The following is a 13,428-nucleotide window of genomic DNA, read 5'->3' on the forward strand; positions in this document are numbered from 1 at the left end:
TTAACAATTTGTCACATAACTCCTCATGAGCGTATTGATTGTGGGTGCGACTGGCACCTTGGGAAGACAGATTACTCGTCGCGCATTAGATGAGGGATACAAGGTTCGCTGTCTAGTCCGTAGCCCCAGAAAAGCCGCCTTCTTAAAAGAGTGGGGAGCCGAACTCGTCACCGGAAATATCTGCTATCCAGACACGTTGCCCGCAGCGTTTGAGGGTGTGACAGCGGTGATTGATGCTGCGACTGCGCGTGCGACTGATTCACGCAGCATTAAGGAAATCGACTGGACTGGCAAAGTTAACTTAATTCAAGCAGCAAAAACGGCAGGAGTCGATCGCTATATTTTCTTCTCGATCCTTGATGCCGAGAAATTTCCACAGGTTCCGCTAATGGAAATCAAAACCTGCACCGAGAAATTCTTAGCGGAATCAGGGCTAAATTACACAATTCTGCGCCCCTGTGGATTCTTACAAGGCTTAATCGGGCAATACGCGATTCCGATTCTCGAAGGGCAAAGCGTCTGGGTGATGGGAAATACTGCCCCGACTGCTTACATGGATACGATCGACATCGCAAAATTCGCCGTTCAAGCGCTCAAAGCACCGGACTCGATCGGAAAAACGCTTCCGGTCGTTGGGTCGAAAGCTTGGAGTTCAGACGAAATTATCAAGCTTTGCGAACGGCTATCGGGTAAAGATGCCAAAGTGATCAAAACCCCGATCGGAGTTGTTCGGGCTTCTCGAAAGATTGCTCAATTCTTTCAGTGGACTTGGAATATTGCCGATCGACTTGCTTTTACTGAAGTGGTCGCGACTGGAAAATCGTTGACGGCTTCGATGGATGAGACTTATCAAGTTTTGGGCTTGAATTCGCAGGAGATGACTACGCTGGAAGCCTATATGCAGGAGTATTTCAGCCGGATCATGAAAAAGCTCAAAGAAGTCGAATATGCCCAAGAGCAAGCCAAGAAAAAGAAAGAGCGCACCAAGAAAGCGTATCCTCGATTCTAAGATGAGAAATCACATGATTATTTAGGATAGGTTTTTGTTGTGCCGAAAGCTGGCATTATCTACAACGACGGAAAAGAAGTTGCTTGTCGGGTTGCGTCTGAGATTGAAGACAAGTTAGTTTCGCTTGGCTGGGAAGTCGTCTTGGCTCCCGGTGCAGGTGGAATTTTAGGCTATGCCTCACCGGAAAGCCCAGTCTGTCATACCCCGATCGATCGATTAGTTCCGCCTGGGTTTGATGCAGAAATGAAATTCGCGATCGTCCTCGGTGGCGATGGTACGGTTCTTTCTGCATTTCGCCAGGTTGCGGCTTGTCATATTCCCCTGCTGGCGGTCAATACCGGACACATGGGATTTTTGACCGAGGTATTGCTTGATCAATTACCAAGTGCGATCGAGTCTCTTTTAGCCGGAGAGTACGAAATCGAAGAACGAACGATGCTGTGGGTGCAGATCGTCCGCGATGATGTGATGTTCTGGGAAGCGCTTTGTCTGAACGAAATTGTGATTCACCGCGAACCGCTGACCAGTATGTGCCACTTTGAAATCGAAGTTGGACGGCATACTCGTGTAGACATTGCTGCTGATGGCATTATCGTCTCGACTCCTACGGGTTCGACTGCTTATTCGCTCTCGGCTGGCGGTCCGGTGATTGTTCCAGGTGTGCCCGTGATGATTCTGGTGCCGATCTGCCCGCATTCTTTGGCATCACGGGCACTTGTTTTTACCAATAGCGAACCTGTGACAATTTATCCAGCGATTCCGAATCGATTAGTTTTAACCGCCGATGGAAATGCTGGGTGTTATGTTTTGCCAGACGATCGCGTTTGTATCCAAAAAGCCCCTTATCCCGCTCGATTTGTCAGATTGAAACCGCCTGAATTCTTCCACATTTTGAGAGAAAAACTCGGTTGGGGTTTACCGCATGTCGCGAAACCTTCCGCTGAAGAATGCTAAGAAATTGCGGCACTTTAGACGATTTGCGCGTCTATGGTTAGAATGACGGCGTGAATTAAACCCGAACGATTTATGAGTATTGCCGATGCCACTCCGTGCGTTCTAATCGTTGAAACCGATCAATCTCTTGCTCATCATGTCAGTCTGGATTTACAAGAATCAGGCTATGACACGATCGTGGTTCATGATGCGCGTGCTGGACTCAGACAAGCGATCGAGAAACATCCCTCGCTGATTGTGGTCGATCGCTTACTCGATGGCGATTCTGGCTTGACGTTTTGCCACGATTTACGAACGACAGGCGCTCGGACTCCGGTATTGCTCTTAATGGCGCGGGATACCGTTGACGATCGTGTCGCTTGCATTGAAGCGGGAGCAGATGATTATTTTCTCAAACCTTATCGCTCTGAGGAATTCTTGAGACTGGTGCGGATGTATTTGAAGCCAGATATACCCAGCAGTGAGCAACTCCGGTTTGGGGATTTAGTTTTAGATCTATCGACTCGTCAGGCATTGCGAAATGGAAGAGCGATCGATTTAACGATGAAAGAATTCGAGTTGCTTAAATATTTGATGGAACATCCTCGCGAAGTTCTGACACGAGAACAGATTCTAGAAAATGTTTGGGGTTACGATTTTGTAGGCGAATCGAATGTGATCGAAGTTTACATTCGATATTTGCGTTTGAAGATTGAAGATGAAGGCGAAAAACGTCTGATTCAAACCGTTCGTGGCGTTGGTTATGTTTTGAGAGAGTCATGAAGTGTCAAATTCTGTGTTTAAGCTTGGGAGTCTTGCTACTCGGTTGTTCTGGACTTGAAGCCAAACCCTCCCCGTCTGAATCTCCAGCCCCGATTACGACTCCTTCTGCAATGGGACAAGTTCTACCGCTGACCGCATCGTTTAAGGCTGGCGATCAAGTGATCAAGCTAGAAGTTGCGAAAACGCCCGATGAACAGGCGACAGGCTTAATGTTTCGGACGAGTTTGGCAGACGATCGCGGAATGCTTTTTCCGTTTAATCCGCCGCGTCCCACTCAGTTTTGGATGAGAAACACCCTGATTCCGCTCGATATGCTGTTTCTGCGAAAAGGTGAGGTTCGATTCATCGCGGCAAATGTGCCACCTTGTAAAGCTGATCCTTGCCCCACTTATGGATCTGCGACTGAAGACATCGATCAGGTGATTGAACTTCGGGGAGGCAGAGCCGCAGAACTGGGATTAAAGGTCGGCGATCGCATTACGATTCAGCAAATTCGCAACTAGAAGAACGTTTGAAAATGTCGTTCGTTGCCAGATCCCGCCCTGCCATTTCAGGGCAAGAAGCAATCGAAGCGAAAAGACTTTCTATACCTAAATATTGAGTGTTTCTATTTCCGATAGAAACACAGCGTCCAATTCTTAATTTTTTTGGAATAAGTTAGATTTTATTTGTATCTTGGCTTACGCTCTGCACTTAATATTAATATTAATTATATAGAAAGAAATAGCAAGCCCCTAGGGTGGATGACATTTCACAACCAAACTTTAGATAGAGACGCTTTCGGTAACCAGAAGCTAAATTAATGTTCCAGCTTAATTACAGAAAGAATTGCACGTTTCTCCCTAGTAAAACAGGCTTCGGCAGAATAGAATTAACCTGAATTTTTGTTTTCAACTTAGAACTTGCCCCCCGAATCGAATGATTCGAGTTCTTTGCCGCCGTAGTCCACCTTCTGTACTGGCTACTCACTGCTTCCAAGCTCAATTTGCTTACCCATAATTGGGTGCGTTTGCTCCCCTATTGACCCGGAGGTGACTGTCTGATGCTCGCTGCTACCCATTCAAAGTTTATTCGCTTCCTTCAAGAAGAACTCTCGCTTTCGACATCCTCGATCGCGCTTGCTCTGCGCTACCGTGAACAGAATCCAGGACCCTTGCCAATGATTCTTTGGCAGTATGGACTGGTTACTATTGATCAGCTTGACAGAATCTATAGTTGGCTTGAATCATCCGATAGGTAGATTTTCTACAGCCAATTAGATTTCACAGTGGGTTGCTCGTAGCAGCACGAGGATTATGGAGTGAAGCTTCTATTTCTAGATCAAACGGGTAAATCTGGTGGTGCTGAACTTTGCCTGCTTGATATTGCCGCAGCTTACCGAGAGTCTTGTTTGGTTGGCTTGTTTGAAGATGGGGATTTTCGGCAGCGTTTAGAGCAGCGAAAGATTCCGGTTCAGGTTTTGGCGCAAAAAGCGATCGCAGTTCGGAAATCGAGCGGCGCGATCGCTGGCTTACTCAGTCTCAGCCAGTTGATTCCTTTAATTAATCGCGTCGCTGTCCTGAGTCGTCAGTACGACGCAATTTATGCCAATACTCAAAAAGCCTTGGTGGTTGGCGCGATCGCAAGTTCGATTTCTCGCTGTCCGCTCGTTTATCATTTGCACGATATTCTTTCTCCCGACCACTTCAGCAACACGAATCGCCGATTAGCCGTTCTAATGGCTAATCGAGCGAAGTTAGTGATTGCGAATTCTCAGGCGAGTCGAGATGCCTTTATTAAAGCAGGCGGAAATTCAAAATTGGTTGAAGTGGTCTACAACGGATTTGATCTTGAACCGTATGAGAACGAGATTGATACAACAGAATTGCGATCGTCTCTCACTCTGGAAAACCGCTTCATCGTTGGACACTTCAGCCGTCTATCGCCCTGGAAAGGACAGCACGTTTTACTCAAAGCTCTACAGTATTGCGATCCTACGGTTTGTGCGATCTTCGTGGGCGATGCTTTGTTCGGAGAGCAAGAATACGTTCAGCAATTAAAACAACAGGTCGATCGATTAAATCTGCACGATCGCGTTAAATTTCTCGGCTTCCGTGATGATGTCATTCCGTTAATGAAACTGTGTGATGTCGTCGCTCATACTTCTACTGCCGCTGAACCGTTTGGAAGAGTGATTGTAGAATCGATGCTTTGTGGAAAACCAACGATCGCCGCAAAAGCTGGAGCCGCGATCGAGTTAATCGATCCAGAAGTGACCGGATGGCTCACGACCCCGAACGATCCGAAAGAATTAGCAAATGCGATCGAACTGTGCCGCCAATTACATACCGAAGTATCTAAAGTTGCGATGACTGCCCAACAGCGAGCACGCGAAAAGTTTCATCTAGCTAAAACAAATGCTCAAATTCAACAGCATTTACAGAAACGGTTGGCTGAGTCGTTCTAAAGAGATAGTTCGATCGACATATCGAATCGTTACGGATAGTTCCGTGTCTTCCAAACTACAGAGAGAAGCGCCAATTTAAGAATTGCCTCATGCTAGAGTTTTATTCTTCGTTTGAAGTATGACCGCTCATCAGTCTAGACCCAAGCCGTTAATTAGCATTTTTCTGCCTACTCTTGCAGGTGGTGGAGCCGAACGCGCCATGCTGTATTTAGCGATCGGACTTGCAGAGCGGGGTTGGCGGGTTGATCTAGTTCTTGCTGAGGCAAGAGGAGAATATCTCGATCATATTCCGCTCGAAATTCGGTTAATTGATTTACGGGCGACTTTTCCGATCGTGGTGACGAAAACGATCGCACTTCGTCGGTACCTAGAAAAAGAACAGCCCGCGATCTTGTTCTCCGCGTTAGACATTCTGAGTTCTGCATATTGGGCACGACCCGCAACGGTTTCCACTCAAATTGTGATGTGTGTCCAGACTTATCTATCTGAGCAATTTAAGAATCACCAGGGACGGACTTTTGGCAAGGCGCGATCGCGAATGGTGCGCTGGCTGTATCCCAAATGTGACGCAATTGTGGCAGCTTCGATCGGAACAGCGGAAGATGTGGCAGGATTAACTCGGCTCCCGGTCGATCGCATTCAAGTCATTTACAATCCGGTGGTCACACAGGAAGTTTTTCAGAAAAGTGAAATCTCGATCGATCATCCTTGGTTTAATTCTGGAGAGCCGCCCGTAATTTTAGGAATTGGGCGATTGGTCAGCCAGAAAGATTTCCCCACCCTGATTACAGCATTTGCGAAAGTGCGAGAAAACCGTCCGGCTCGATTGATGATTTTGGGAGAGGGAGACGATCGAGCCGCCCTAGAAGCCCTGATTCAGAAATTTGGACTCGAATCGGATGTAGCACTGCCCGGATTTACTGAGAATCCCTATGCTTATTTATCTAAAGCATCGTTATTTGCGCTATCCTCTCGATTTGAAGGATTCGGAAACGTGGTTGCGGAAGCACTCGCCTGTGGTGCCCCTGTTGTTTCTACGGATTGTCCTAGCGGACCTGCCGAAATTCTCGATCACGGAAAATACGGTAGGCTAATTCCAGTTGCAGATCCCGCAACGATGGCGATCGCCATTTTAGAAATGCTTGATTCACCTGTCGATCGTGCTGCGCTCAAACGTCGTTCTCTTGAATTCGAGCGCGATCGCATCGTTGACCAATACGTTGATCTCATCGAACGCTTACTTGTCGAACGCTGATGCGAATTCTCCACGTCCTTAACCACGTTCAAGATATCGGAAATGGAATTGTCAACGCCGCGATCGATCTCGCTTGCTATCAAGCACAGGCTGGGTTCGAGGTTGCGATCGCGTCCAGCGGCGGTGAGTATGAATCTTTGATGAAGCAATATGAGATCCGGCATTTTACGATCGCAAATCCACGATCGCCGTTTGAAGTGCTAAATATTACTCAGAAATTTAGAGACATTACGCAAGTATTTTCACCGGATGTTGTCCATACGCACATGGTGACAGGTGTCATTCTTGCCAAGCTACTACGCGGAAATGCAAGCTATGTCTTGGTTTCAACCGTTCACAACGAGTGGCAATCTCACGCGGTTTTGATGGGAATCGCTGATAGGGTCATCGCCGTTAGTCGCTCTGTTGCGCGATCGATGCAACATCGCGGTATTCCTGTACGGAAACTGCACGTCGTCGCTAACGGCACGATCGGAACCCCTAGACACCCATCGCTTGATCACGTCAAACCTTTGCCACTCCAGCATCCTGCCATTACAACCGTAGCCGGACTGTATCACCGCAAAGGAATATATGACTTAATTGAAGCCTTTGTGCAGGTAGCTGACGAACATCCAACTGCCCATCTATATTTGGTAGGAAACGGTCCTCATCGAGCAGCGTTTGAGCGGCAAGCCAAAGACAGCCCTCATCGATCGCGGATTCATTTTGAGGGATTTCAAACTGAACCGCAACGCTATCTCATGTCAACGGACGTATTTGTCCTCGCCTCGCGTCAAGAGCCGTTTGGACTGGCGCTCTCTGAGGCACGGGAAGCTGGATGTGCGATCGTTGCCAGCGACGTAGACGGTATCCCGGAAGTCCTCGATGGAGGACAGGCAGGGCAACTCGTTCCCGTCGGAGATGTAAAGGCGCTTTCAAGAGCGCTTTCGATGCTCTTGAAATGTCGGGAAGACCTGGAAGCCTGGAAAATTCGCGCCCGGACTAATATAGACTGGCTGCGAGTCGAACGAGTGCATCAGGAAACGCTAGGGGTGTATCAGGCTGCGATCGCAGAAATGAATCGGACTGTTTGTGCTTAGGAGACTTAAGAGATCTATGGATTTGAATTCAGCAGTTAGAAAGGTTCAGCCTAACCCGCTGATGCTGGCAACACTACTCGGATTGATGGCAACCGCGACTCCTGTGATGGCGCAAAATGCCGGAAGTCGCCCCCCTGCCCAACAATCCGCGCCTTCTGTGCGAGTCGATGAAGGCTATTTACTCGGCTCTGGCGATCGTGTCCGCATCGATATTTTTGGAGTACCAGAGTACACCGGTGAATATCAAGTGATGGCGGATGGTTCGATTAACTTGCCATTGGCTGGAGGAGTCGCCGTCCAAGGACTCACATTACGGCAGGCTTCGGATACGATTTCTCGCCGCTACAGTGAATATTTAACTCGTCCTGTAATCACCGTGACGCTTTTGGCGGCTCGTCCGATTCAGGTCGCAGTCTCTGGAGAAGTGGCACGTCCTGGAACTTATACAACCCCGCTAGGCGACACTGGAGTTCCAACGCTGAGCCGCATGGTGCAAATGGCAGGCGGCATCAAGCAGTCCGCAGACCTTAAACAAGTCGAAATCATTCGTCGTCGTCCAGGCGGCGGTGGGACGCAAAACTTCAAAGTCGATCTCAGCCGCTTGCTGACGGGTGGAGATCTCTCGCAAGATGTCCAACTGCGAGACGGCGACACTGTTGTGGTTCCGGCTGCAACGACCTTGAATGCAACACTCGGCGCTGAACTGTCGAACTCCAGTTTAGGCGCGAGTTTCGATCGAGCAATCAGCGTGATCGTGGCAGGCGAAGTCAACCGTCCCGGACCTCAAACCGTTCGCGGTGAGACTATTTCTCAACCCGATCCGAGCGCAACGCCCGCCGCTCCCGGAGCCGCTCCGGTCACCACCGTGACTCAACGCCTGAGAGCACCCACGGTCACACGGGCACTTCAGCAAGCAGGCGGCATCACGCAACGTGCGGACATTCGCGATATCGAAATTCGCCGAACCGTCTCGAACGGCAATGAGCAAGTGATTAAAGTCAACTTGATGAGCTTGTTGCGGGAAGGTGACGCGAAACAAGACCTCATCTTACAAGAAGGCGATCGCGTGATCGTGCCGATGGCAACCGCAAGCGTGACTCCAGAAGATGCCGCGATTATGGGTCGGGGTGTAATTTCACCCGAACTGATCACCGTTAACGTGGTTGGTCAGGTGGAACGACCCGGAGCCGTACAGGTCGCGCCTTACACCACCATGAACCAAGCTATCTTGGCAGCAGGTGGATTTGCGCGAGGTGCAAAACGCAATCAGGTCGAATTCATTCGACTCCAGCCCAATGGAACCGTCGATCGTCGAAGTGTCGATATCGATTTCGCACGCGGCATTGATCAAGCGAAAAATCCTCCGCTGCAAGCAGGCGATACGATCGTGATTCGGAAGACTGGCTTCCAGAGCTTTACTGAAGGCATTGGAGGTGTCTTAGGTCCTGCCCTTGGCATCTTCGGAATTTTCCGTTAACTTTCCGTTCAGTCCGATCAAAAGGGAATGAGGCTTGATTACCATGAAGAAAGCCTCGTTCCCTTTTTTGATTGATTTAAAAAGCTAATCGTTTAGTTAACGAGATTAAATCACTCTTTATTCTGAGGCAGGAAGCAGAAGAACCCGGTAGACTGAATCAAAGCGGACTTTCTACTTCATTCCAGGAGAATGAGTGAGTGAGTAATCACAGACGTTACAAGTCGATCGCGCAGGATGGTGAAGTAGATGGGCGAGATTGAGCGCTGCTATCAAGTACTAGGACTAGAGTCTGGGGCAACACTCGAAGAGGTGAACCAGGCGTATAAAGACCTTGTGTTTATTTGGCATCCCGATCGTGTGCCTAAAGACAACCCGCGCTTGGTGCAAAAAGCCGAGGCGAAAATCAAGGAACTGAATCACGCACGGGATATTTTACGATCGCATTTCAAAAACGGCACAGCGGCGAAACCTGCTGCGGCTCAACCGAAACCTTCCTCGCAAACTTACTATCAGTCCTACTATTACCGTCCCCCGACTTCATCCCCGAACGGACGGCAAGCTTCTAATGGACATTCGTCGAATGGTCATTCTAGTAACGGTCACTCGACGAACGGTCATTCTAATAATGGGCACTCGAATGGTCATTCAACAAACGGACATTCTGATCGGACTCGACCGAACTATCAAACGTATCAGCCTTATCCCCGTCCGAACTATTCACAGCAGTCGAACGGGCAGAATCGGTCGGCAGACAACAATCACAAATCAGAGCCGAATCCCAAAGCCGAGCCACCGAAATCGACTGACAACACTCAAAATTACTATCGTCAGTCACACTACCGGGCGGAATACCATCATCCACCGAAATCCCCTGCCCGTCCTCAAATGCCGGACATGACCGGAAAAGATTTGAGCGGACAGAACTTAAAAGAAAAAGATCTTTCTGGGTATAACTTGAGTCGAGCGAATCTGTCTCGTGCGGATTTGAGCGATACATTTATGCACAAGGCAAATCTTGAAGGCGCGAAACTAGAGAGAGCAAATCTGTTTCGGGCGAATTTGCTAGAGGCAAATTTGTGTGGGGCTGATTTGCGAGAGGCGAATTTGATCGGGGCGGATTTGAGTGGAGCCGATTTACGGGGGGCGGATTTACGGGGGGCGAAAGTGGGATTTGACGATCGAGTGATGGTCAAACTCACCGGAGCCAATCTCCAAGGTGCAATCATGCCGAATGGCAAGGTTCACGGTATGCCCGCCTCTTAGAATTGAACGGCATTCATCCAGTAGTTGAACGTTTCGCCATCGATTTGATCGGATTCTCAGTGATAAATTCAGTGTGAATCCGATGGAATCGAAGCGGAAAGACTCGTTGAACCCAAGTTAATTAAAGCCGCAATCCTTCGGGGCGACCGCGAATTTGGTAACAGGTAGCTTATCCTTGCCCACGTAGGAATAGTAGAAAGAATAACCATCCTTCAAATTTGCTTTGGTAGCAGGATCGGCGCAAACTCGCTCTTTAACGACATTGCGGATGATTTCTTTGGCATCTGCATTCAGGTCAGCAGACGTTTTGGTGACAAGCTGGAAGTTATAGAGAAGTCCGTCTTCTTGAACATCCACCCTGGTCAGCGTTGTTTCTTCGTCGATCTGCTGTGGAACAGAGCGATTGAGTTGAGCGGCAGTGACACGCAGCACGGTTTGATCAACTTTGCTTTTCTTGGGTTCAGGCTTCGGTTCGCTGGCTGGACTGCTTGCAGGACTGGCTGGTGTATTATTTTCTGTCCGATTAGAAGGAAGGAAAGGAGCGACGGGAAGACAGCCCGTAAACAAAACCAGAATTGCAGACAAGTAGAAAAATCGTTTCATAATCCAGTGACTCGCTAAAAGTGAAAACGCTCGGAAAGGTTTACCATTTGAACTTGTGCGCTCGCAGTTGTCCCAGTTGTTCTGTCAAATAATCTTGCTCTCTCGTTGCATTTAATCGTTGAGCGACTGAAAACGCCTGTTGATAGTAGGTTTCAGCCATCGTCAATTTACCCGTTTGCTGTTGGTGTTGTGCCATCATCTTCAGCGAAGTTAACATCTGCCAAGCATCATTCTTCTGAGTTGCCATTGCAATCCGCTGATTCAACATTTCGACAAAGCGATTTTCTTGTCCTATGCCGCGATACGCCAGCATCAACCCGTCAAATGCTCGAAACTGAGCCGATTGATTGCCGCTTTGTTGTGCTAGGGTCATCGCTCGATCGTGAGCGCTATAAGCCGATCGAGCATCACCGATCGCTAAATACGCCTCACCTAAATGATTCAAAGTGTTTGCCGCTCCGACCGGATCTTTTGCTTGATCTCGAAAGGTGCGGGCTTGTTCGAGAGACGCGATCGCTTCTCGATACTTGCCCTGAGCATAATTCGCAAACCCCAGATTACTCAGTGATAATCCTTGTCCGGCTTGATGTTTGATGCTCCGCGCCACACTCAATCCTTCCTCAAACGATTTTGCCGCTTCGCGAGTTTGACCGCGTTGGAGAATCACTTGTCCAACGTTGTTGTATCCGTAGATTTGGCTAATCGAGTTATTCAAATCTCGTGCAACTCCCAAACTGCGACGAAAGGCATCTTCAGCTTCATTTAGGCGACCGAGATGAATATAAGTCATGCCGAGAAGATCATATGCACGACCTTGAGCCGGAACTTCTCCGACATGGCGATAAATGTCGATCGCTCGTTGCCAATTCGCGATCGCTTGCTCTGGCGATCCGTTTTGTTGCGCTTGAATCCCGGTTTCGACTAAGCGATCGGCAGTTTCTCTGGTTTCGTCTTGAGTCCGAACGGGCGCGTGTAACTGGCGCGTCAGACTAGAGGCAAACGTAGGCGTTCCGGTGAGCAGTAAAATTCCAGCAATCGATCCAATCAGTTTGAGAGTCAACATTAGAAAAATTCGAGTTCTTCTAGGCTTGCGTCGTCAGCCTCCAACTCGGAAACCGACTCTTGCTCTCTAGAATTCCCACCGAGATAGATCGTTCTAATGTCTTCGGGCAAAAGTTTTTCTAGCAGTCGATATCCTTCTTGCAACTGCGCTTTGATTTCGTCGGGGCTAATCTGTTCGCCTTCTGCCTGTAAATAGGCTGCAATCCGGGTTTCGCTCCAGTGGAACGTCTGCGACATCACAACCATAAATCGAGTTGCAGGCGGCAACTGTTCCAAAGTACGATCGAGATAACACCAGAACGGCGGCGACATCGATCGAATATCGTAATGAATATCCTCAACCGCAGGCAGTTCGGCTTCATTGATCCCCGATGCCGTGACTGCTAAGAGCCAAGTTTGAAACGTTGAGCCGCTTTGACTAAATGCCCGAAGATCGACTCCGGCTAATTCGTGAAAAACGTGTCGCCAGATTAACGCCAGCAGATATTCAGACTGCACCGGAGAACGGGCAGATCGTGAAATCAGTGAATATACGATCGGGCTGTAGCGACAAAACAGCGCGACAAAGAACTGCCCCGAATCAGGATAGCGCTGAAACAGCGTCAGGAGTTCTTGATCGCTGTGATGAAACAACGCTTTAACGATCGGGTGATGTGCCTCTGGAAAGGTTGGAATCGCTACAGCTTTCATAAATAGTGTCAGAGTCGAATTAATTACTATATACAGTCCTGAAGCAAAACGGCACACTTTTTTTATGGATGTGTCCGAGAAAACGTTGTGATTTTCTAAAGCTTGCGGATGCTCTCGCTTGAGTGTTGATAGAATAAATGGACTTCTTTAGGCAGCCCGTTGCATTAGTCACTTTTTATCTATGGATAGCTTGTTTTCCACTCAAGGCATTATGGTTATGTTGCTCGGCGCGTACGCTGTAGCGATGTGGCTCTTCCTGACGAGCGCCCCGAAAGTTCATACGGTTATGGTTTCTGATCTCGAAAGCGCCCGCGATTTTTATGGCGGAATGCTGAAACTAGCGGTTGCTGAAGTGCCGTTGCACTATTACTACAACTACGAACAGTCGCTAGGAACGGCAGGCGTGAATCCCATGTATTTGTCGGGTTCGATGGGCAGTACGACCGCACGCGGGAACGGCAATGACGGGCTGTGGTATCAACTGAAGAAAAATACCCAGCTTCATGTGATTTCTGGAGCAACGATCGGTGAAAAGGATCGTCAGCGTCATGTGTGCTTCGATCGAGATTGCTTGGATCAAATTCTGCTGCGGGTTCAATCTCGCGGCATCAAGCACAAAATCCGTCGTGAGAAACCGCTGAACTTCTTAGTGAAAGACTATCACGGACAAGTGGTAGAACTTGCAGAAGTCATCAATTAGCAAGATTGATTCTATTTCCCGGACGAGGAGTGAGGCATGGGTCTTGCTCCTCGTCTTTTGTTTGATTCTAGGTCAACAACCCGCTTTCTTAGCTGCCTTAAATTTTGCCTGATACCAGAACCTAT

14 protein-coding genes are annotated in these 13,428 nt (G+C 48.6%); 11 read left to right on the plus strand and 3 right to left on the minus strand.

Translation table 11 applies throughout. The features are described from left to right. Nucleotides 1–25 precede the first annotated feature (25 nt). From NIES2104_RS13800 to NIES2104_RS13840, 10 genes are all read left to right on the plus strand, one after another. A complete protein-coding gene (locus NIES2104_RS13800) occupies nucleotides 26–1,009 on the plus strand; it encodes an SDR family oxidoreductase (protein ID WP_058998753.1) in 984 nt (327 codons plus the stop codon). Nucleotides 1,010–1,048: 39 nt separating this feature from the next. After that, a complete protein-coding gene (locus tag NIES2104_RS13805; RefSeq protein WP_058998754.1) occupies nucleotides 1,049–1,963 on the plus strand; it encodes an NAD(+) kinase in 915 nt (304 codons plus the stop codon). A gap of 72 nt (nucleotides 1,964–2,035) precedes the next feature. Beyond that, on the plus strand, nucleotides 2,036–2,725 hold the full coding sequence (gene nblR, locus NIES2104_RS13810) for a response regulator transcription factor NblR (protein WP_058998755.1): 690 nt from the start codon (nucleotides 2,036–2,038) through the stop codon (nucleotides 2,723–2,725). Further along, nucleotides 2,722–3,228: a DUF192 domain-containing protein gene (locus NIES2104_RS13815; RefSeq protein WP_058998756.1), complete on the plus strand. Its 507-nt coding sequence runs from the start codon at nucleotides 2,722–2,724 to the stop codon at nucleotides 3,226–3,228. The genes nblR and NIES2104_RS13815 overlap by 4 nt, the downstream gene beginning before the upstream one ends. Before the next feature lie 539 nt (nucleotides 3,229–3,767). Then, nucleotides 3,768–3,965: a DUF2949 domain-containing protein gene (locus NIES2104_RS30835; protein WP_072218068.1), complete on the plus strand. Its 198-nt coding sequence runs from the start codon at nucleotides 3,768–3,770 to the stop codon at nucleotides 3,963–3,965. Between the two features lie 60 nt (nucleotides 3,966–4,025). Continuing rightward, the gene (locus tag NIES2104_RS13820; RefSeq protein ID WP_058998757.1) at nucleotides 4,026–5,171 is read left to right on the plus strand and encodes a glycosyltransferase; all 1,146 of its coding nucleotides are present in this window, start codon (nucleotides 4,026–4,028) and stop codon (nucleotides 5,169–5,171) included. Between the two features lie 118 nt (nucleotides 5,172–5,289). Next, on the plus strand, nucleotides 5,290–6,426 hold the full coding sequence (locus NIES2104_RS13825; RefSeq protein ID WP_058998758.1) for a glycosyltransferase: 1,137 nt from the start codon (nucleotides 5,290–5,292) through the stop codon (nucleotides 6,424–6,426). Beyond that, on the plus strand, nucleotides 6,426–7,508 hold the full coding sequence (locus tag NIES2104_RS13830) for a glycosyltransferase family 4 protein (protein ID WP_058998759.1): 1,083 nt from the start codon (nucleotides 6,426–6,428) through the stop codon (nucleotides 7,506–7,508). The genes NIES2104_RS13825 and NIES2104_RS13830 overlap by 1 nt, the downstream gene beginning before the upstream one ends. A 16-nt stretch (nucleotides 7,509–7,524) precedes the next feature. Beyond that, nucleotides 7,525–8,985: a polysaccharide biosynthesis/export family protein gene (locus tag NIES2104_RS13835; protein ID WP_058998760.1), complete on the plus strand. Its 1,461-nt coding sequence runs from the start codon at nucleotides 7,525–7,527 to the stop codon at nucleotides 8,983–8,985. 246 nt (nucleotides 8,986–9,231) lie between these two features. Continuing rightward, nucleotides 9,232–10,248 carry a pentapeptide repeat-containing protein gene (locus NIES2104_RS13840; protein ID WP_058998761.1) on the plus strand — a complete coding sequence of 339 codons (1,017 nt, stop codon included), beginning with the start codon at nucleotides 9,232–9,234 and terminating at the stop codon, nucleotides 10,246–10,248. Nucleotides 10,249–10,365: 117 nt separating this feature from the next. Here NIES2104_RS13840 and NIES2104_RS13845 read toward each other — a convergent pair whose 3' ends face one another. Genes NIES2104_RS13845 through NIES2104_RS13855 form a run of 3 tightly spaced genes read right to left on the minus strand, consistent with a single transcriptional unit; the run spans nucleotide 10,366 to nucleotide 12,603 of the window. Further along, on the minus strand, nucleotides 10,366–10,851 hold the full coding sequence (locus NIES2104_RS13845) for a hypothetical protein (protein ID WP_058998762.1): 486 nt from the start codon (nucleotides 10,849–10,851) through the stop codon (nucleotides 10,366–10,368). A gap of 40 nt (nucleotides 10,852–10,891) precedes the next feature. Further along, complete coding sequence (locus NIES2104_RS13850; protein WP_058998763.1) at nucleotides 10,892–11,914, minus strand: tetratricopeptide repeat protein; 1,023 nt, start codon at nucleotides 11,912–11,914, stop codon at nucleotides 10,892–10,894. After that, on the minus strand, nucleotides 11,914–12,603 hold the full coding sequence (locus NIES2104_RS13855; protein ID WP_058998764.1) for an RNA polymerase sigma factor: 690 nt from the start codon (nucleotides 12,601–12,603) through the stop codon (nucleotides 11,914–11,916). Before NIES2104_RS13855 ends, NIES2104_RS13850 begins: the two co-directional genes overlap by 1 nt. Before the next feature lie 181 nt (nucleotides 12,604–12,784). Between NIES2104_RS13855 and NIES2104_RS13860 the strand changes: the two genes are divergently transcribed. Then, nucleotides 12,785–13,303 carry a glyoxalase-like domain protein gene (locus NIES2104_RS13860; protein ID WP_068380220.1) on the plus strand — a complete coding sequence of 173 codons (519 nt, stop codon included), beginning with the start codon at nucleotides 12,785–12,787 and terminating at the stop codon, nucleotides 13,301–13,303. Nucleotides 13,304–13,428: the final 125 nt, after the last annotated feature.

The organism is Leptolyngbya sp. NIES-2104, assembly GCF_001485215.1.
Lineage (GTDB): Bacteria > Cyanobacteriota > Cyanobacteriia > Leptolyngbyales > Leptolyngbyaceae > Leptolyngbya.

Coding starts and splice junctions, on each gene's coding strand:
- nblR (WP_058998755.1), top strand. CDS start 2,036: ATGAGTATTGCCGATGCCACTCCGTGCGTTCTAATCGTTGAAACCGAT.
- NIES2104_RS13855 (WP_058998764.1), bottom strand. CDS start 12,603: ATGAAAGCTGTAGCGATTCCAACCTTTCCAGAGGCACATCACCCGATC.
- NIES2104_RS13800 (WP_058998753.1), top strand. CDS start 26: ATGAGCGTATTGATTGTGGGTGCGACTGGCACCTTGGGAAGACAGATT.
- NIES2104_RS13860 (WP_068380220.1), top strand. CDS start 12,785: ATGGATAGCTTGTTTTCCACTCAAGGCATTATGGTTATGTTGCTCGGC.
- NIES2104_RS30835 (WP_072218068.1), top strand. CDS start 3,768: ATGCTCGCTGCTACCCATTCAAAGTTTATTCGCTTCCTTCAAGAAGAA.
- NIES2104_RS13850 (WP_058998763.1), bottom strand. CDS start 11,914: ATGTTGACTCTCAAACTGATTGGATCGATTGCTGGAATTTTACTGCTC.
- NIES2104_RS13815 (WP_058998756.1), top strand. CDS start 2,722: ATGAAGTGTCAAATTCTGTGTTTAAGCTTGGGAGTCTTGCTACTCGGT.
- NIES2104_RS13845 (WP_058998762.1), bottom strand. CDS start 10,851: ATGAAACGATTTTTCTACTTGTCTGCAATTCTGGTTTTGTTTACGGGC.
- NIES2104_RS13835 (WP_058998760.1), top strand. CDS start 7,525: ATGGATTTGAATTCAGCAGTTAGAAAGGTTCAGCCTAACCCGCTGATG.
- NIES2104_RS13825 (WP_058998758.1), top strand. CDS start 5,290: ATGACCGCTCATCAGTCTAGACCCAAGCCGTTAATTAGCATTTTTCTG.
- NIES2104_RS13830 (WP_058998759.1), top strand. CDS start 6,426: ATGCGAATTCTCCACGTCCTTAACCACGTTCAAGATATCGGAAATGGA.
- NIES2104_RS13840 (WP_058998761.1), top strand. CDS start 9,232: ATGGGCGAGATTGAGCGCTGCTATCAAGTACTAGGACTAGAGTCTGGG.